The following is a 17,163-nucleotide window of genomic DNA, read 5'->3' as shown; positions in this document are numbered from 1 at the left end:
GTGTCCGCCCATTCCCTGACGCAACGCTTGCCGCAGCACCAGATGCCGGCCGAACTGGCGGAGTTGGCGCAGACCTTCAATGCCATGCTGGGCCGCCTGGACGACGCGTTCCAGCGCCTCTCGGCCTTCTCCGCCGATATCGCCCACGAACTGCGCACACCGCTGTCAAACCTGCTGACCCAGACCCAGGTCATCCTCACCCAGCCGCGCCCACTGGAGGATTACCGCGAAGCGCTGCACAGCAACCTGGAGGAATTGCAGTGGATGGCGCAATTGGTCAACGACATGCTGTACCTGGCCAAAGCCGACCACGGTTTGCTGAACCCCAGGCGCGAGCCTTTGGCACTGGCTGATGAAGTCGAGGCGTTGCTGGAGTTTTTTGCGCTGCTGGCCGAAGACGCGCAGATTTCGCTGGTGTGCGACGGCCATGCCCACACGCCCGGTGATCGCGGCATGTTGCGCCGAGCCCTGTCCAATCTGTTGGAGAACGCACTCAGGTTTACCCCGGCGGGCGGCGAAGTGCGGGTGCGCCTGGCAGACGATGAGCGCGGCGTGAAGCTGACGGTGGAAAACACCGGGGAAGGTATTTCGAAAGATGTGTTACCCAAACTGTTCGATCGCTTCTACCGGGCCGATCCGGCGCGGCGCGAGGGCAGCAGCGAGCATGCGGGGCTGGGGCTGGCGATTACCCAGTCAATTGTGCGGGCGCATGGGGGGAGGATTTATTGTGAGTCTGAGGCGGGGTGGACGCGGTTTGTGATTGAGTTGCCTCACCTATGATCGTTCCCACGCTCTGCGTGGGAATGCCTCATTGGACGCTCTGCGTCCGCTGTTGTGACGCAGAGCGTCACGGGATGCGTTCCCACGCAGAGCGAGGGAACGATCGGTTCAGGAATACCTGAGCGCATGCGCCGGCTCGATCTTCGCCGCCCGATACGCCGGATAAATCGTCGCCAGGAAGCTCAGCACGAACCCCGCCGAGCAAATCAGCAACACATCGCCACCTTGCAGTTCGGAAGGCAAGTTGCTGACAAAATACACATCCGAACTGAAGATATGCTGCCCGCTCACCCGCTCCAGCCAGCCCACCAGTTCGCTCACGTTCAGCGCCGCAATCACGCCCAGCACGCCGCCGATCAGGGTGCCGACCACGCCGATCACCGTGCCCTGCACCATGAAGATCGCCATGATCTGCCGAGGCGTGGCGCCGATGGTGCGCAGGATCGCGATGTCGGCGCCCTTGTCGTTCACCACCATGATCAAGGTGGCGATGATGTTGAAGGCGGCCACCGCGACGATCATCAGCAGCAGCAGGCCGATCATGGTCTTTTCCATCTTCATCGCACTGAACAGGCTGCCCTGGGTGTGGGTCCAGTCGTCGGCCTTATACGCCGCGCCGAGGCTGGCGGCGATGTCCGCCGAAACCTTCGGCGCCGCGTACAGGTCGGTCAGCGCCAGGCGCACGCTCTGCACCTGGTTGGGTTGCCAATGCTGTATTTCGGCCGCATCGGCCATGTTGATCAAGGCCATGGAACCGTCCAGCTCGGCGCCCACCTTGAAGATACCCACCACGTTCAAACGCTGCATACGTGGGGTAATACCGCCCGGCGCGGTGCTGATTTCCGGCACGATCAAGGTCAGTTTGTCGCCCACATTGAGGCGGAAGCGGCGTGCGGTGATGTCGCCGATCACCACACCGAACTCACCGGGCTTCAGGTCTTCCAGTTTGCCGCGCACGATGTGCTTGGCCACGATCGACACCTTGCCTTCCTGGGCCGGGTCGACGCCGCTGATCTCAATCGGCTGCATCGCGCCCTTGTAGGAGAACATGCCGTCCATCTGTGTGAACGGTACCGCCGCCGTCACTTGCGGGTTCTTCATCGCGGCAGCGGCCACCGGCTGCCAGTCATCAATCGGCTTTACGCCGACGATGGTGGCGTGGGGCACCATGCCAAGGATGCGCGAACTCATTTCGCGCTGGAAGCCGTTCATCACCGAGAGCACCACGATCATCGCCAAGACGCCCAAGGCGAGGCCGATCATCGAGGTCATCGAGATAAACGAGACAAAACGGTTGCGGCGTTTGGCGCGGGTATAGCGCGTGCCGATGAAAATCGATAACGGTCTGAACATTCGCGTGCACCGCCTGAAAAAATAAAAAAGCCCGGCCTCGAAAAACCGGGCTTGCAGCCACTCAGATAGCGACCAGATGACCTTCCTGCAAATGCAGTACGCGGTCCATCTGACGGGCCATGCTCATGTCATGGGTCACCACCAGGAACGCGGTGCGCATCTGGGTGCTCAGCTCCAGCATCAAGTCCTTGATGCCCTGGGCGGTGTGGGAGTCGAGGTTGCCGGTGGGCTCGTCGAGCATCACCAGGCCTGGGTTGTTCACCAGCGCACGGGCGATGGCCACACGCTGGCGCTCACCACCGGACAGCTCGGCCGGCTTGTGCTCCAGGCGATGGCCGAGGCCGACGCGCTCCAGTAAGGCGGTGGCACGCCGGCGCGCCTCGGGGATCGCGGTCTTGCCGATCAGCAGCGGCATGCACACGTTTTCCAGGGCGGTGAATTCCGGCAGCAGGTGGTGAAACTGGTACACAAAACCCAACGAGCGGTTGCGCAACTGGCCACGGGCCTTTTCACCGAGGGCCGAGAGTTCTTCACCGGCCAGCCACACGCTGCCCTGGGACGGCGTGTCGAGGCCGCCCAACAGGTTCAGCAAAGTGCTTTTGCCGGAACCGGAACTGCCGACGATCGCCACGCGCTCGCCCGGGTGCAGTTCAAGTTGCAGGTTCGACAGCACTACCACCGATTCCGGGCCTTCCTCGTAGGATTTGCCCAGGTTGCGGCAGCTCAGGATTGCTTTTTCACTCATGCCCGATTCACTCATAACGTAATGCCTGTGCTGGCTGGGTACGTGCCGCGCGCCAGGCTGGATACAGGGTGGCAAGGAAACTCAGGGCCAACGCGGCACCGCCCACCATCAACACGTCCTGGGCCTGAACCTGGGACGGCAAGTAGTCGATGAAGTAGACGTCGGCGTTGAGGAATTTGTGACCGAGCACTTTTTCAAGCAGGGCGATGGCGGCGCTGACATTCAACGCGGCGAGAATGCCGACGGCAGTACCGATCAAGGTGCCGACCACGCCGATCACGGTGCCCTGCACCATGAAGATCGCCATGATCTGCCCCGGCGTGGCGCCCAGGGTGCGCAGAATGGCGATGTCACCCTTCTTGTCGTTCACCACCATCACCAGCGTGGAGATAATGTTGAAGGCGGCCACGGCGACGATCAGCAACAGCAGCAGGCCGATCATGGCTTTTTCCATGCGGATGGCCTGGTACAGATTGCCGTGGGTGCGGGTCCAGTCGCGGGCGTAGTACTGGGATTCACCCAGGTGCTGGGCGATTTCCCAGGCACCGCGCGGCGCGTCGAACAGGTCGTTGAACTTCAGGCGCAGGCCTTGCACCTGGTCCGGCTGCCAGCGGTGCAGGCGCGCGAGGTCCGTGAGGTTGGTCAACCCGAGGTAGCCGTCGATCTCGCCGGCGCCCACATGAAAGGTGCCGACCACGGTAAACCGCTTCATGCGCGGAAACATGCCGGCCGGGGTCACGGTGACCTCCGGCGCGACGAAGGTCAGCTTGTCGCCCACGCTTACGCCGAGCTTGGCCGCGGCCTTGTCGCCGATGATGATGCCGAAGCTGCCGGGCGCCAGGTCATCGAGTCGGCCCTGCAGCATGAACTTGTCGATGATCGAGACATTGCGCTCCTGGGCCGGGTCGACGGCATTGAGCAGGATCTTCTGCACCTTGCCGTCATTGGTCAGCAACCCCTGCATCTGGGTAAACGGCGCAACGGCCAGCACCTTGGGGTTCTGCTTGACCTTGGCGGCCAGGCTTTGCCAGTCGCTGATGGGCGCATCGCCCTCGATGGTCGCGTGGGGCACCATGCCCAGCACGCGGGTGCGCATCTCATGATCGAAGCCGTTCATCACCGACAGCACCACGATCATCACGACCACGCCCAGGGCGAGACCGATCATCGAGGTCAGGGAAATGAACGACACAAAATGATTGCGACGCTTTGCACGGGTATAACGCGTGCCGATAAATACGAAGAGAGGTCTGAACATGTCGGGGCTTGTTCGGAGGAAAAGAAGACGTCCCGGTGGCGGGGTCTGGTCAGCAGCTTTACACTCAGACCATTACCGTTACCTGGGGTTCGCCATGTCGACATTAGATGAAGAAGAGCGCCGCGAATACTACCGTATCGACGACATGATCGCACTCCAAATCAAAAGCCTGTCGGCGCCCGACGCGGCGAGCAAGGAAGTGTTGCTGGATGATTCGCCGCTGTTCAATCTGCTCAGCGAATTGCACCTCAGCGAGTTCGAAGCCCAGCACCTGCTGCGCCAGATCAACGAAAAAGACCGCAGCCTGGCGGCGTTCCTCAAAGTGCAGAACAAGCGCCTGGACCTGCTCAGCCAAGTCATGGCCCGCGGGCTGCTCAACGAGGTGGGCGCGCCGCAGCCGGTGATCCTGTCCGAAGGCGGCATCGACTTTCAGCACCCTGCCCCGCTCGCGCCCGACACGCACCTGGCGGTCAAGCTGGTGCTGATGCCCCAGGCGCTCGGCCTGCTGCTGCGCGCGCGGGTGACCCATTGCGATCCCAAGGGCGACGGCTTTGACGTGGGCACGGAATTCGAATCCATGACCGACGCCCAACGCCAACTGCTGGCGCGCTACATCCTGCAGAAACAGGCCCAGGAACGCCGCCTGGCGCGAGAACAAAGCGACGATCTCTGAATGCGTATTCACGACGCCAGCCATCCTGGCGCAAAGGAGCAACTGTGACCCTGATTTACGGCCATCGCGGTGCCAAAGGCGAAGCACCGGAAAATACCCTGACCAGCTTTCAGGAATGCCTCAAGCACGGCGTACGCCGCTGCGAACTGGACCTGCACCTGTCCATGGACGGCGAACTGATGGTCATCCACGACCCTACCCTCAAGCGCACGGCCGACCGACGCGGCAAAGTCGTCGAGTACTCGGCAGCCGACCTGGTGAAGATGGATGCGCGCAAAGGCGGCCCGGGCTGGGTCAGCCCTTGCCCGATCCCGCGCCTGGAGGAGTTGTTCGAAAAGTGCGACTTCGATCACTGGCAGCTGGAAGTCAAAAGCGCTTCGCGTACCCGCGCCGCCACCACCGTGCTGGCGATCCGCGAGATGGCCGTGCGCTTTGGCCTGATGGACAAAGTCACCGTCACCTCAAGTTCGCGGGAAGTGCTCAAAGCGGCGATTGAACTGACCCCCGACCTGTCACGCGGACTGGTGGCCGAATACGCCTGGCTCGACCCACTGAAGGTCGCGCAGAACTATAGCTGTGAGTACCTGGCGTTGAACTGGACGTTGTGCACCCCCGAGCGGCTGGAAAAAGCCCAGCGCCAGGGTTTGCATGTATCCGTATGGACGGTCAACGAACCCGCGCTGATGCGCAGGCTCGCCGACTTCGGCGTAGATAGCCTGATTACAGACTTTCCCGGTTTGGCCACTGCCACCCTCGGGAATTACTGAAATCGGTCTCCCCGGCCGGCTCAGGCCACCGGCCGGAGCCGCTCAAAAAAGCCGGTTGAGGCCGTCGTAGGCCGCTACCCGATAGGCTTCGGCCATGGTCGGGTAGTTGAACGTGGTGTTGACGAAATACTTGAGCGTATTCAGATCACCCGGCTGGTTCATGATCGCCTGGCCAATGTGCACGATCTCCGACGCCTGGTAGCCGAAGCAATGTACGCCGAGCACTTCCAGGGTTTCGCGGTGGAACAGGATCTTCAGCATGCCCTGGGGCTCACCGGCGATCTGCGCACGCGCCATGCTCTTGAAGAACGCCTTGCCCACTTCGTACGGCACCTTGGCCTTGGTCAGTTCGTGCTCGTTCTTGCCGATCGAGCTGATCTCGGGAATCGTGTAGATGCCGGTCGGCACGTCGTTCACGTAGCGCCAGCTGCCGTTGTCGACAATGCTGCCGGCCGCCGAACGGCCCTGGTCATGGGCGGCGCTGGCCAGGCTTGGCCAGCCGATCACGTCACCGGCGCCGTAGATGTTGGTCACGCAGGTGCGGTAGTTCTCGTCCACCTCGATCTGGCCACGGCTGTTGACCTTGACCCCGATGTTTTCCATGCCCAGCTTGTCAGTGTTGCCGGTACGCCCGTTGCACCACAGCAAGGCGTCGGCCTTGATCTTCTTGCCGGACTTGAGGTGCAGGATCACCCCGTTGTCCAGGCCTTCGACGCGCTCGTACTCTTCGTTGTGGCGCACGGTGATGTTGTTGTTGCTGAAGTGGTAGCTCAACGCCTGGGAAATTTCCGAGTCGAGGAAGCTCAGCAACTGGTCACGGTTGTCCACCAGTTCCACCAGTACACCCAGGCCGCTGAAGATCGAGGCGTATTCGCAGCCGATCACGCCGGCGCCGTAGATGATCAGCTTGCGCGGGGTGTGGCCCAGGCTCAGGATGGTGTCGCTATCGTAGATACGCGGGTGGTGGAAATCGATGTCCGCCGGGCGATACGGGCGCGAGCCGGTAGCGATGATGATGTGCTTGGCCACCAGTTTTTCGACCACGCCGTTGGCGCAGACCACTTCGACAGTTTGCTCGTCGGCGAAGCTGCCGGTGCCGAAGAACAGGTCGACGCGGTTGCGGGCATAGAAGCCGGTGCGCGACGCGACTTGCTTGGAGATGACTTTCTCGGCGCTTTTCAACACGTCCGGAAACGAGAACCAGCGCGGCTCGCCAATGGCCCGGAACATCGGGTTGGTGTTGAATTGCATGATCTGGCGCACGGAGTGACGCAACGCCTTGGACGGGATGGTACCCAGGTGGGTGCAGTTGCCGCCGACCTGGCGACGGCTGTCGACCATCGCCACCTTGCGCCCTGCCTTTGCAGCGTTCATCGCCGCGCCTTCTCCAGCCGGGCCGGAACCCAGTACCACCACGTCGTAGTTGTAGACAGCCATGCGTACTCCTCAGAACAGGCCAGGCGTACGGTTGGACGCCTGGCTAAATCATGCCGCGGCCAGCGGGCATGAAGGACAATTTGGCTCAAGTGTGTGAACCGGGGCACAGTCTATATAAGGCTCAACGCCGCGCACATTAACCCTTGGTCGCGTCGTAGGCCAGTGTTGCCATACTAACAGGGCGCAAATCAGCGTCGATTCAAGGATCAGCCATTATGCGACAACTCTTTATCGGTTTGATGCTGATGATGTCGATCACGGCTCAGGCCAGTGATGTGGACCGACTCAAGCAGGCCGGCTTCCCCGCGCAGGTCGAGGGGTTGGCGCTGAAAAACCAGGCGGTGCTCAACTATCTCTGGGCGGATGTGTATGCGGCGGCGCTGTACGCGCCGGCGGATCTGACCGCAAGGCAAGCCTGGGACCAACAGAAAGCGTTGCGCCTGGTGCTGTATTACTTTCGCAACATCGATCGCGCGGATGTGATCAAGGCGGCCAGCGCCACCCTGGAACGCCAGCAAACCAATGCCGGCTTGAATCCGGAAATAGCCAGGCTGCACGCCCGCTTTCGGGATATTCGTAGCGGTGACCGCTATGCCCTGGATTTTCGCCCGGGCCGGGGTTTGAACCTGGAGATTAATGGTCAGGTGGTGTTCAGCAGTAGCGATGATGCACTGGCGAGGGCTTACCTGGGTATCTGGCTTGCACCTGAAGGGTTGTCTGATGAATTGCGCGGCCAGTTGCTGGATTGATGTGTCGGCTGTAGCACCGCCATCGGGGGCAAGCCCCCTCCCACAGTTTGATTTGCGAACACATACCAATGTGGGAGGGGGCTTGCCCCCGATGAGGCCCTCCCAGGCACAAAAAAGCCCCGAACCAGTCGGGGCCTTTTCATTCAACACTCAGGCTTAGCGCGGAAACGCCGGCGGGTTGACCCCAGCCATGTCTTCCATCACGCGAACCACCTGGCAGCTGTAGCCGAACTCGTTGTCGTACCACACGTACAGCACGACACGGTTGTCCTGGCTGATGGTCGCCTCGGCGTCCACCACACCGGCATGGCGCGAGCCGACGAAGTCGGTGGATACCACTTCCTGGGAATTGACGAAGTCGATCTGCTTGTGCAGATCGGAGTGCAGCGCCATGTAGCGCAGGTACTCGTTCATCTCTTCACGGGTGGCGGCTTTCTCAAGGTTCAGGTTGAGAATGGCCATCGACACGTTCGGCGTCGGTACACGGATCGCGTTACCGGTCAGCTTGCCGGCCAGCTCAGGCAGGGCCTTGGCGGCAGCGGTGGCGGCACCGGTCTCGGTGATCACCATGTTCAGCGCGGCGCTGCGGCCACGGCGGTCGCCCTTGTGGAAGTTATCGATCAGGTTCTGGTCGTTGGTGTACGAGTGAACGGTTTCGACGTGGCCGTTGACGATGCCGAACTTGTCATTCACAGCCTTGAGCACCGGCACGATGGCGTTGGTGGTGCAGGAAGCGGCGGACACGATCTTGTCGTCAGCGGTGATTTCGGCATGGTTGATGCCGTGCACGATGTTCTTGAGCTTGCCCTTGCCAGGCGCAGTCAGGACAACGCGGTCGACACCCGGGCAGGCCAGGTGCTGGCCCAGGCCCTCGGCATCACGCCATACGCCGGTGTTGTCCACCAGCAGCGCGTCCTGGATGCCGTACTGGGTGTAATCCACCTCGGACGGGTTCTTCGCGTAGATCACCTGGATCAGGTTACCGTTGGCGGTGATGGTGTTGTTTGCTTCGTCGATAACGATGGTGCCGTTGAACGGACCGTGTACCGAGTCGCGGCGCAACAGACTTGCGCGCTTGGTCAGGTCGTTCTCGGCGCCTTTGCGCACCACGATGGCACGCAGGCGCAGGCCGTCGCCGCCGCCGGTTTTTTCGATGAGGATGCGCGCCAGCAGGCGGCCGATACGGCCGAAGCCGTAGAGCACCACGTCGGTGCCTTTGCGGGCAGCGGCGCTTTGCTGGCCGATCACCTCGGCCATTTCTTCACGCACGAACTGCTCGGCAGTGCGACCTGCGCCTTCCTTGCGGAATTTGTAGGCCAGCTTGCCCAGGTCGACCGAAGCCGCGCCGAGCTTGAGCTCGCTCATGGCCTTGAGCAGTGGGAATGTTTCGTGGACGGAGAGTTCGCTGTCGTCGGCAGAACGGTGGCGCGCAAAGCGGTGCGCCTTGAGAATCGCGATGACGGACTGGTTGATCAGGCTGCGGCCATAGATCGAGCTCACCACATTGTTATTGCGGTACAGCTGACCGATAAGCGGAATCATCGCTTCAGCGAGTGCTTCACGGTCGATCCATTCACCAAGACACTGGTCGGGCTTCTGAGTCACGGGAACCTTCCACATGTAGGGGCTGAAAAAAGGGGCTACATTATGTCGCCCGACTGACCGTTGAGCAATGCGCTACAGGCAACAAAAACCCCTTGCAAAAAAATACCACCGCGCTACAGCCCAGGAAATACGCGGGTTCCAGAAGGCCACTCGTTTGACGAGCAGGCCGACTTGTCCGTAACCCTCCTAAACATTCGCGCATTTTGGCACTACATATTGAGTCAAAACCCACGATTGTTTGTCTTAGCCACTACATTTCCAACAAACCCTAATAGGCACAGTCAGCAACTGACAGGCGGCACCTCTGGCCGTTACAATTACCGACTTTGTCGCAACGCTTGGAGCTCAACCTTCCGTGCCCGTTCTGCGTCTACCGCTACTCCCTGCCGCGGCAGGTAAACAGCACTGGGGCAACCTGCCCGGTGCCGCCCTGAGCCTGGCCATTGCCGAGGCTGCCAGCGCAGCCAAGCGCTTTACCCTGCTGCTGACCGCCGACAGCCAAAGCGCCGAACGGTTGGAGCAGGAGCTGAGCTTCTTCGCCCCCGATTTGCCGGTGCTGCACTTTCCCGACTGGGAAACCCTGCCCTACGACCTGTTCTCGCCGCACCAGGACATTATTTCCCAGCGCATCGCCAGCCTGTACCGCCTGCCGGAACTGGCCCACGGCGTGCTGGTGGTGCCGATTACCACGGCATTGCATCGCCTGGCGCCGACCAAGTTCCTGCTCGGCAGCAGCCTGGTGCTGGACATCGGCCAGAAGCTTGATGTGGAGCAGATGCGCACGCGCCTGGAGGCCAGCGGCTACCGTTGCGTCGACACGGTGTACGAGCACGGTGAATTCGCGGTGCGCGGTGCACTGATTGATCTGTTCCCGATGGGCAGCAAGTTGCCGTATCGCATCGACCTGTTCGATGACGAAATCGAAACGCTGCGCACCTTCGACCCGGAAAACCAGCGTTCCATCGATAAGGTCGAGTCGATCAAGCTGCTGCCGGCGCGGGAATTTCCCCTGCAAAAAGACGCGGTCACGCGCTTCAAGGCGCGCTTTCGCGAGCGCTTCGATGTGGACTTCCGCCGTTGCCCGATCTTCCAGGACTTGAGCAGCGGGATTACGCCGGCCGGTATCGAGTACTACCTGCCGCTGTTCTTCGACGAAACCTCCACGCTCTTCGATTACCTGCCCCAGGACACCCAGGTGTTCTCGCTGCCGGGCATCGAGCAGGCGGCGGAAAATTTCTGGAACGACGTGCGCAACCGCTATGAAGAGCGCCGCGTCGATCCATCCCGACCTTTATTGCCCCCCGCCGAGCTGTTCCTGCCGGTGGAAGACTGCTTCGCGCGCCTGAAAAACTGGCCGCGCGTGGTCGCCAGCCAGCATGATGTGGACGCCGGCAGCGGCCGCGAGCGCTTCCCCGCAGCGGCGCTGCCGGATTTGGCGATTCAGGCCAAAGCCACACAGCCGCTGGAGGCGCTGTCCAACTTCCTCGGCGACTTCCCCGGCCGCGTGCTGTTTACCGCCGAATCCGCCGGGCGTCGCGAAGTGCTGCTGGAGTTGCTGGAGCGCCTGAAGCTGCGCCCGAAAACCGTCGACAGCTGGCCGGATTTTGTAAAAAGCAACGAGCGCCTGGCAATCACCATCGCGCCGCTGGACGAAGGGCTGCTGCTGGATGACCCGGCCCTGGCCCTGATCGCCGAAAGCCCTTTGTTCGGCCAGCGCGTGATGCAGCGTCGCCGTCGCGAAAAACGCGCCGACGCCAATAACGATGCGGTGATCAAGAACCTCACCGAGCTGCGCGAAGGCGCGCCGGTGGTGCACATCGACCACGGCGTCGGCCGCTACCTCGGTTTGCAGACCCTGGAAATCGACAACCAGGCCGCCGAATTCCTCACCATGGAGTACGCCGAAGGCGCCAAGCTCTACGTGCCGGTGGCCAGCCTGCACTTGATCGCGCGCTACACCGGCAGCGACGACGCGCTGGCGCCCTTGCATCGCCTGGGCTCCGAGACCTGGCAGAAAGCCAAGCGCAAGGCCGCCGAACAGGTGCGCGACGTGGCCGCCGAACTGCTCGACATCTACGCCCGCCGCGCCGCCCGCGAAGGGTATGCGTTCGCCGACCCGAAAGCCGACTACGCCACCTTCAGCGCCGGCTTCGCCTTCGAAGAAACCCCGGACCAGCAAACCACCATCGAAGCCGTGCGCGCCGACATGCTCGCGCCCAAGCCGATGGACCGCCTGGTGTGCGGCGATGTGGGCTTCGGCAAGACCGAAGTGGCCATGCGCGCCGCCTTTATTGCGGTGCATGGCGGCAGGCAGGTGGCGATCCTGGTGCCGACCACCCTGCTCGCCCAGCAGCACTACAACAGCTTCCGCGACCGCTTTGCCGACTGGCCGGTGACGGTGGAAGTGATGAGCCGCTTCAAATCGGCCAAGGAAGTCAATGCCGCGATTGCCGACCTGGCCGAAGGCAAGATCGATATCGTCATCGGCACGCACAAGCTGCTGTCGGACGATGTGAAGATCAAAAACCTGGGCCTGGTGATCATCGACGAAGAACACCGCTTTGGTGTGCGCCAGAAGGAGCAACTCAAGGCCTTGCGCAGCGAAGTCGACATTCTTACGCTCACGGCAACGCCTATCCCACGCACGCTGAACATGGCCGTGTCGGGCATGCGCGACCTCTCGATCATCGCCACGCCGCCGGCGCGCCGCCTGTCGGTGCGCACCTTCGTGATGGAGCAGAACAAAAGCACGGTCAAGGAAGCGCTGCTGCGCGAATTGCTGCGCGGTGGCCAGGTGTATTACCTGCACAACGACGTGAAGACCATCGAGAAGTGCGCCGCCGACCTCGCCGAACTGGTGCCGGAAGCCCGCATCGCCATCGGCCACGGGCAGATGCGCGAGCGCGAACTCGAACAGGTGATGAGCGACTTCTACCACAAGCGCTTCAACGTGCTGATCGCCTCGACCATTATCGAGACCGGTATCGACGTGCCGAGCGCCAACACCATCATCATCGAGCGCGCCGACAAGTTCGGCCTGGCCCAGTTGCACCAACTGCGCGGCCGCGTCGGGCGCAGCCACCACCAGGCCTATGCCTACCTGTTGACGCCGCCGCGCCAGCAAATTACCAGCGATGCGGAAAAACGCCTGGAAGCCATCGCCAACACCCAGGACCTGGGCGCCGGTTTTGTGCTGGCCACCAACGACCTGGAAATCCGTGGCGCCGGCGAACTGCTCGGCGACGGCCAGAGCGGGCAGATCCAGGCGGTGGGTTTCACGCTGTACATGGAGATGCTGGAACGCGCGGTGAAAGCCATTCGCAAGGGCGAGCAACCGAACCTTGATCAACCGCTGGGCGGTGGCCCGGAAATCAACCTGCGCCTGCCGGCACTGATTCCCGAAGACTACCTGCCGGATGTGCATGCGCGGCTGATCCTGTACAAGCGCATCGCTTCGGCCACCGACGAAGAAGGCCTCAAGGACCTGCAGGTGGAAATGATCGACCGCTTCGGCCTGTTGCCGGAGCCGACCAAAAACCTGGTGCGCCTGACCCTGCTCAAGTTGCAGGCCGAGCAGTTGGGCATCAAGAAGGTCGACGCCGGGCCGCAGGGCGGGCGTATCGAATTCGAAGCCCAGACGCCGGTGGACCCGTTGGTGCTGATCAAGCTGATCCAGGGCCAGCCCAACCGCTACAAGTTCGAAGGGGCTACGCTGTTCAAGTTCATGGTGCCGATGGAACGCGCCGAAGAACGCTTCAATACCCTGGAGGCGCTGTTTGAGCGCCTCATTCCGAAATCTGCTTGAAGGACGCCTCCATGCGCGTGTTCCGCATTCTGAGCCTGTTGTTGGTGGTACTCGCGCCTTCAGCCTTTGCCGACAGCCCCTACCAGGTGGAAATGATCCTGGTGCGCCAGAATGCGGAGCCGGTGATCAACAGCCGCGCCGCCCCGGAAAACTGGGATGGCGGTGCGCCGCGCCTGGGCGAGCGCATGAGCCCGCCGCGCCTGGGTAACATCGTCGACAAGCTGCGCGCCGATTCCAACTACACCGTGCTCGCGCACAAAGCCTGGGAACAGAACCTGGGCGAGCAGCCGGTGCGGATCGCCATCACCGACGGCCAGGAGCAATTCGGCCAATTCCCGATTCAAGGCGTACTGAACCTGCAACTGGGACGTTTCACTGACATCGATGCCGACTTCTGGATCAACCAGTTCGACGCCAACGGCAGCGTGATCGCCAGCGAACACTTGAGCCAGAAAGAGGTACGCACCAAGAACAACCAGCTCAATTACCTGGATGGCGGCCACCTGGCGCTGCTGATCAAGATCACTTCGCTGACCGCCAAGCCCCCCAGCGCACCACCGCCCGACCTGCAGGACTGATCCAGCGCCATGCCCCTGACGCCATCGCTGACCAAACCCCTGGCCCCGTCATGGGCCAATCGCTTCAAAGAGCAAAGCCTGGAGCGCGGGCGCCGTTATGCGCTGGAGAATCGGGTGCGCATCGTCGAGTCCGGCGACAGCACCATCACCGCCAGTTGCGAGGGTTCGGGCGGCAACGTGTACCGGCAAACCATCTCGTTGCGCGAATCGGCCAAGGGCATGCTGATCCTGGTGGACAGCCGCTGTACCTGCCCGGTGCACACCAATTGCAAACACATCGCGGCGGTGCTGCTCAAGGTCCAGGAAACCCTGGCCTACCCGGCGGCGGCCCAGGATGCCGAGCTGCTGGGCAAACTCCAGGCGGTACTGGAGAATCGCGTGGTGCTGCCGCAGGTGGTCATGGAAGACGTGCGCCCCGTGCCGCGCCTGTGGCTGGCCAGCGTGGAGTTCAGCGCGTTCGAACCGCGCAATGGCAAGATGCAGCGTTACATCCAGCATCGCGCGGCGCTGTCGTTCAACTACCTGGGCAATTACGTCAGCGGGCAAAAGAACGCCGACATCATCGTGCGTCAGGAAACCCAGAGCCTGCGCATCAAGCGCCATCCGGAGCTGGAACAACCGTATCGCGAGCAATTGCGCCTGCTCGGCTTCAAGATCGCCACGCGCCAGAGCAAGGCCCTGCCGGAGAGTGCCGGCGAACTGTTCGAGATGGTCAATGACAGCGCTTGGTTGAATTTCACCCTCAACGCTTCCCCCGCGCTGCGGGCCGAGGGATGGGAGCTGCAGATCGATGAAGACTTCGGTTTCGACCTGAGCCCCGTGGACGACTGGTACGCCAGCGTCGATGAAGCCCCCGAGCGTGACTGGTTCGACCTGGAGCTGGGAATTATCGTCAACGGCGAACGGCTGAGCCTGCTGCCGATCCTGCTCAACTTGATGCGCTCCCACACCGAGATCCTCAATCCGGAAAAACTCGCCCGACGTCGCGATGATGAACTCATCCTGGTGAATATTCCCGGCCTGCCCAACGGCCACGGTCCGCTGCAGGTGGCGCTGCCTTATGGACGTTTGAAACCGGTACTGGCGACCCTCGGCGAGTTCTACCTCCAGGAAGCCGGCACCACCACGTTGCGCCTGGCCAAGGCCGACGCGATCCGCCTGAACCCGCTGGAAGACCTGCCGCTGCAATGGGAAGGCGGCGAGAAGATCCGCAACTTTGCCCAGCGTCTGCGCGACATCAAGGATTTCACCTGCGTGGCGCCGGAAGGCTTGAACGCAACCTTGCGCCCTTACCAGTTGGAGGGCCTGAGCTGGATGCAGTCGCTGCGCCAATTGGAGGTGGGTGGAATTCTTGCGGATGACATGGGCCTGGGTAAAACCTTGCAGACCCTTGCGCATATTCTTACGGAGAAAGCCGCCGGGCGCCTGGACAGGCCGTGCATGGTGGTGATGCCCACCAGCCTGATCCCCAACTGGCTCGATGAGGCGGCGCATTTCACCCCGCAACTGAGGGTACAAGCGCTGTACGGTGCCGGGCGCAAGAAACATTTCGCCAACCTGCAGGACTACGACCTGCTGCTCACCACTTACGCCCTCCTGCCCAAGGACATTGAACAACTCGCCGCCCTGCCCTTGCACGTGCTCATTCTCGATGAAGCCCAATACATCAAGAATCCCACCAGCAAGGCGGCTCAAGCGGCCCGTGAGCTCAATGCACGGCAGCGCCTGTGCCTGAGCGGTACGCCGCTGGAAAACCACCTGGGCGAACTGTGGTCGCTGTTCCACTTCCTGCTGCCGGGCTGGCTGGGCGACGTGAAAAGCTTCAACCGCGATTACCGCGTACCGATTGAAAAACGCGCCAGTGAAGTGCGACTGCAGCACCTCAACGGTCGGATCAAGCCGTTCCTGCTGCGCCGCACCAAGGAGCAGGTGGCGACGGAACTGCCGCCCAAGACCGAGATCATCCACTGGGTCGATCTTAATGAAGCACAGCGCGACGTGTACGAAACCATGCGCCTGGCCATGGATAAAAAAGTCCGCGACGAGATTACCCGCAAGGGCGTGGCCCGCAGCCAGATCATCATCCTTGAGGCACTGCTTAAATTGCGCCAGGTGTGCTGCGATTTGCGCCTGGTCAACGACGCCACCCTGCCCGCCCGTGGCAGCAGCTCGGGCAAGCTCGACAGCCTGATGCAGATGCTCGAGGAGTTGTTTGCCGAGGGGCGGCGGATTCTGCTGTTCTCGCAGTTCACCTCGATGCTGAGCTTGATTGAGGTCGAACTGAAGAAACGCGACATCGCCTACGCCTTGCTGACCGGCCAGACCCGTGATCGGCGCACACCGGTGAAGGACTTCCAGGGCGGCAAGCTGCAGATTTTCCTGATCAGCCTCAAAGCGGGCGGCGTCGGCCTGAACCTGACCGAAGCCGATACCGTGATCCACTACGACCCGTGGTGGAACCCCGCCACCGAAAACCAGGCCACCGACCGCGCGTATCGCATCGGGCAAGAGAAGCCGGTGTTCGTGTACAAAATGATTGCCCGGGGCACGGTAGAGGAGAAAATCCAGCACTTGCAGAAGGAGAAGTCCGACCTGGCGGCGGGTGTGCTGGATGGGCGGACCACCGGGGACTGGCAGTTGGGTAATGAGGATATCGAGGCGCTGTTTGCGCCGTTGCCCAATAAGCAGGAAAAGCGCTGACTGTTGGGTCGCCATCGGGGGCAAGCCCCCTCCCACATTTGTATGTATTCACAATGAGCTGGTCTAATAGTCCCGGACACCTCAATAGGTGAAACTACACCTATTGAGGAGTATTCCATGACCAAGAAGTACAGAAAATTCGACGCCGCTTTCAAGCTAAGAGTCTGCAAGATGATTGTTGACCAAGGCCTGAGCGTGAACTCCGTTTGTACCGATTTAGACTTGAGTGATACTGCCGTGCGCCGCTGGGTCCAGCAGTACCAAGCCGAGCAGTTAGGTGGTACAGGGATTGGTAAACCGTTAACCAGCGAGCAACAGCGTATTCGTCAGCTTGAGCAGCAGATCCGCGAGCTGAAGACTGACAACGATATATTAAAAAAAGCTACGGCCTTCTTTGCCCGCGAATTGAAGTGATCCACCAATTGGTTCACCAAATGCAATGCAAGGCCTACCCGGTAATACGTATCTGCCGGGTTTTGCGGATCAGCCGTTCGGGGTTCTATGAAGCTCGTCAGCGGTCTTTTAAGCCAAAAGCTGTCTGTCCGGTTGCAGCTCAGGTCAAAGCTACGTTCATGACCAATGAGCACTGTTATGGCAGTCGTCGGGTGATGAAAGCACTGCGTAGCGATGGCGTATCCATTGGGCGGCACAAGGTCCGTCGGCTGATGAAACAACAGGATTTACGCCCGATCTGGAAGCGCAAGTTCGTTCAT

14 protein-coding genes are annotated in these 17,163 nt (G+C 61.4%); 9 read left to right on the top strand and 5 right to left on the bottom strand.

From position 1 onward, the window contains the following. The coding region (locus BFP90_RS04595; protein WP_141688922.1) for a heavy metal sensor histidine kinase at positions 1 to 780 on the top strand (780 nt) is incomplete at its 5' end. 108 nt (positions 781 to 888) lie between these two features. Here the strand turns inward: BFP90_RS04595 and BFP90_RS04590 are convergent. The 3 genes from BFP90_RS04590 to BFP90_RS04580 all read right to left on the bottom strand — a co-directional run bounded on the left by BFP90_RS04590 (position 889) and on the right by BFP90_RS04580 (position 4,136). Continuing rightward, positions 889 to 2,133, bottom strand: coding sequence for a lipoprotein-releasing ABC transporter permease subunit (locus BFP90_RS04590; protein ID WP_065886353.1), 1,245 nt, complete (start codon positions 2,131 to 2,133; stop codon positions 889 to 891). A 61-nt stretch (positions 2,134 to 2,194) separates the two neighbouring features. Next, a complete protein-coding gene (gene lolD, locus BFP90_RS04585) occupies positions 2,195 to 2,878 on the bottom strand; it encodes a lipoprotein-releasing ABC transporter ATP-binding protein LolD (protein ID WP_170875974.1) in 684 nt (227 codons plus the stop codon). 7 nt (positions 2,879 to 2,885) lie between these two features. Then, positions 2,886 to 4,136, bottom strand: coding sequence for a lipoprotein-releasing ABC transporter permease subunit (locus BFP90_RS04580; protein WP_065896085.1), 1,251 nt, complete (start codon positions 4,134 to 4,136; stop codon positions 2,886 to 2,888). Positions 4,137 to 4,230: 94 nt separating this feature from the next. Here BFP90_RS04580 and BFP90_RS04575 point away from each other — a divergent pair, with 94 nt between their 5' ends. Beyond that, positions 4,231 to 4,809, top strand: coding sequence for a PilZ domain-containing protein (locus tag BFP90_RS04575; RefSeq protein WP_065893539.1), 579 nt, complete (start codon positions 4,231 to 4,233; stop codon positions 4,807 to 4,809). 44 nt (positions 4,810 to 4,853) lie between these two features. Next, positions 4,854 to 5,576 (top strand): glycerophosphodiester phosphodiesterase, encoded by a 723-nt coding sequence (locus BFP90_RS04570; RefSeq protein WP_065893538.1) that lies wholly within the window; start codon positions 4,854 to 4,856, stop codon positions 5,574 to 5,576. Between the two features lie 42 nt (positions 5,577 to 5,618). Here BFP90_RS04570 and sthA read toward each other — a convergent pair whose 3' ends face one another. Beyond that, positions 5,619 to 7,013, bottom strand: a complete 1,395-nt coding sequence (gene sthA, locus BFP90_RS04565; protein WP_065886348.1) for a Si-specific NAD(P)(+) transhydrogenase — start codon at positions 7,011 to 7,013, stop codon at positions 5,619 to 5,621. A 215-nt stretch (positions 7,014 to 7,228) separates the two neighbouring features. On the opposite strand from sthA, the gene BFP90_RS04560 reads away from it, so the two are divergent. Beyond that, positions 7,229 to 7,762 carry a chalcone isomerase family protein gene (locus BFP90_RS04560; RefSeq protein WP_065896084.1) on the top strand — a complete coding sequence of 178 codons (534 nt, stop codon included), beginning with the start codon at positions 7,229 to 7,231 and terminating at the stop codon, positions 7,760 to 7,762. A gap of 156 nt (positions 7,763 to 7,918) precedes the next feature. Here BFP90_RS04560 and BFP90_RS04555 read toward each other — a convergent pair whose 3' ends face one another. Further along, a complete protein-coding gene (locus tag BFP90_RS04555; protein ID WP_065896083.1) occupies positions 7,919 to 9,382 on the bottom strand; it encodes a glyceraldehyde-3-phosphate dehydrogenase in 1,464 nt (487 codons plus the stop codon). A gap of 340 nt (positions 9,383 to 9,722) precedes the next feature. Here BFP90_RS04555 and mfd point away from each other — a divergent pair, with 340 nt between their 5' ends. From mfd to BFP90_RS29485, 5 genes are all read left to right on the top strand, one after another. Further along, positions 9,723 to 13,172, top strand: coding sequence for a transcription-repair coupling factor (gene mfd, locus BFP90_RS04550; RefSeq protein ID WP_065896082.1), 3,450 nt, complete (start codon positions 9,723 to 9,725; stop codon positions 13,170 to 13,172). 11 nt (positions 13,173 to 13,183) lie between these two features. Further along, positions 13,184 to 13,750: a CsiV family protein gene (locus BFP90_RS04545; RefSeq protein WP_065896080.1), complete on the top strand. Its 567-nt coding sequence runs from the start codon at positions 13,184 to 13,186 to the stop codon at positions 13,748 to 13,750. Positions 13,751 to 13,759: 9 nt separating this feature from the next. Next, positions 13,760 to 16,450 carry a DEAD/DEAH box helicase gene (locus tag BFP90_RS04540; RefSeq protein ID WP_065896078.1) on the top strand — a complete coding sequence of 897 codons (2,691 nt, stop codon included), beginning with the start codon at positions 13,760 to 13,762 and terminating at the stop codon, positions 16,448 to 16,450. A 117-nt stretch (positions 16,451 to 16,567) separates the two neighbouring features. Further along, complete coding sequence (locus BFP90_RS29490; protein ID WP_065891765.1) at positions 16,568 to 16,864, top strand: IS3 family transposase; 297 nt, start codon at positions 16,568 to 16,570, stop codon at positions 16,862 to 16,864. A 20-nt stretch (positions 16,865 to 16,884) separates the two neighbouring features. After that, positions 16,885 to 17,163: IS3 family transposase (locus BFP90_RS29485; protein WP_370671683.1), on the top strand; the 279-nt coding region annotated here is incomplete at its 3' end.

Origin of the sequence: Pseudomonas sp. 24 E 13 (genome assembly GCF_900004715.1) — a bacterium.
In the GTDB taxonomy this organism is placed as follows: Bacteria; Pseudomonadota; Gammaproteobacteria; order Pseudomonadales; family Pseudomonadaceae; genus Aquipseudomonas; species Aquipseudomonas orientalis_A.
Note: the sequence above shows the minus strand (reverse complement) of the source record. Positions and strands in the feature narration are given on the sequence as shown.

Excerpts from the sequence above, each read along its gene's own strand:
- lolD (WP_170875974.1), bottom strand. The coding sequence starts at position 2,878 with ATGAGTGAAAAAGCAATCCTGAGCTGCCGCAACCTGGGCAAATCCTAC.
- BFP90_RS04555 (WP_065896083.1), bottom strand. The coding sequence starts at position 9,382 with ATGTGGAAGGTTCCCGTGACTCAGAAGCCCGACCAGTGTCTTGGTGAA.
- BFP90_RS04580 (WP_065896085.1), bottom strand. The coding sequence starts at position 4,136 with ATGTTCAGACCTCTCTTCGTATTTATCGGCACGCGTTATACCCGTGCA.
- BFP90_RS04575 (WP_065893539.1), top strand. The coding sequence starts at position 4,231 with ATGTCGACATTAGATGAAGAAGAGCGCCGCGAATACTACCGTATCGAC.
- BFP90_RS29490 (WP_065891765.1), top strand. The coding sequence starts at position 16,568 with ATGACCAAGAAGTACAGAAAATTCGACGCCGCTTTCAAGCTAAGAGTC.
- BFP90_RS04590 (WP_065886353.1), bottom strand. The coding sequence starts at position 2,133 with ATGTTCAGACCGTTATCGATTTTCATCGGCACGCGCTATACCCGCGCC.
- BFP90_RS04545 (WP_065896080.1), top strand. The coding sequence starts at position 13,184 with ATGCGCGTGTTCCGCATTCTGAGCCTGTTGTTGGTGGTACTCGCGCCT.
- sthA (WP_065886348.1), bottom strand. The coding sequence starts at position 7,013 with ATGGCTGTCTACAACTACGACGTGGTGGTACTGGGTTCCGGCCCGGCT.
- BFP90_RS04560 (WP_065896084.1), top strand. The coding sequence starts at position 7,229 with ATGCGACAACTCTTTATCGGTTTGATGCTGATGATGTCGATCACGGCT.
- BFP90_RS04540 (WP_065896078.1), top strand. The coding sequence starts at position 13,760 with ATGCCCCTGACGCCATCGCTGACCAAACCCCTGGCCCCGTCATGGGCC.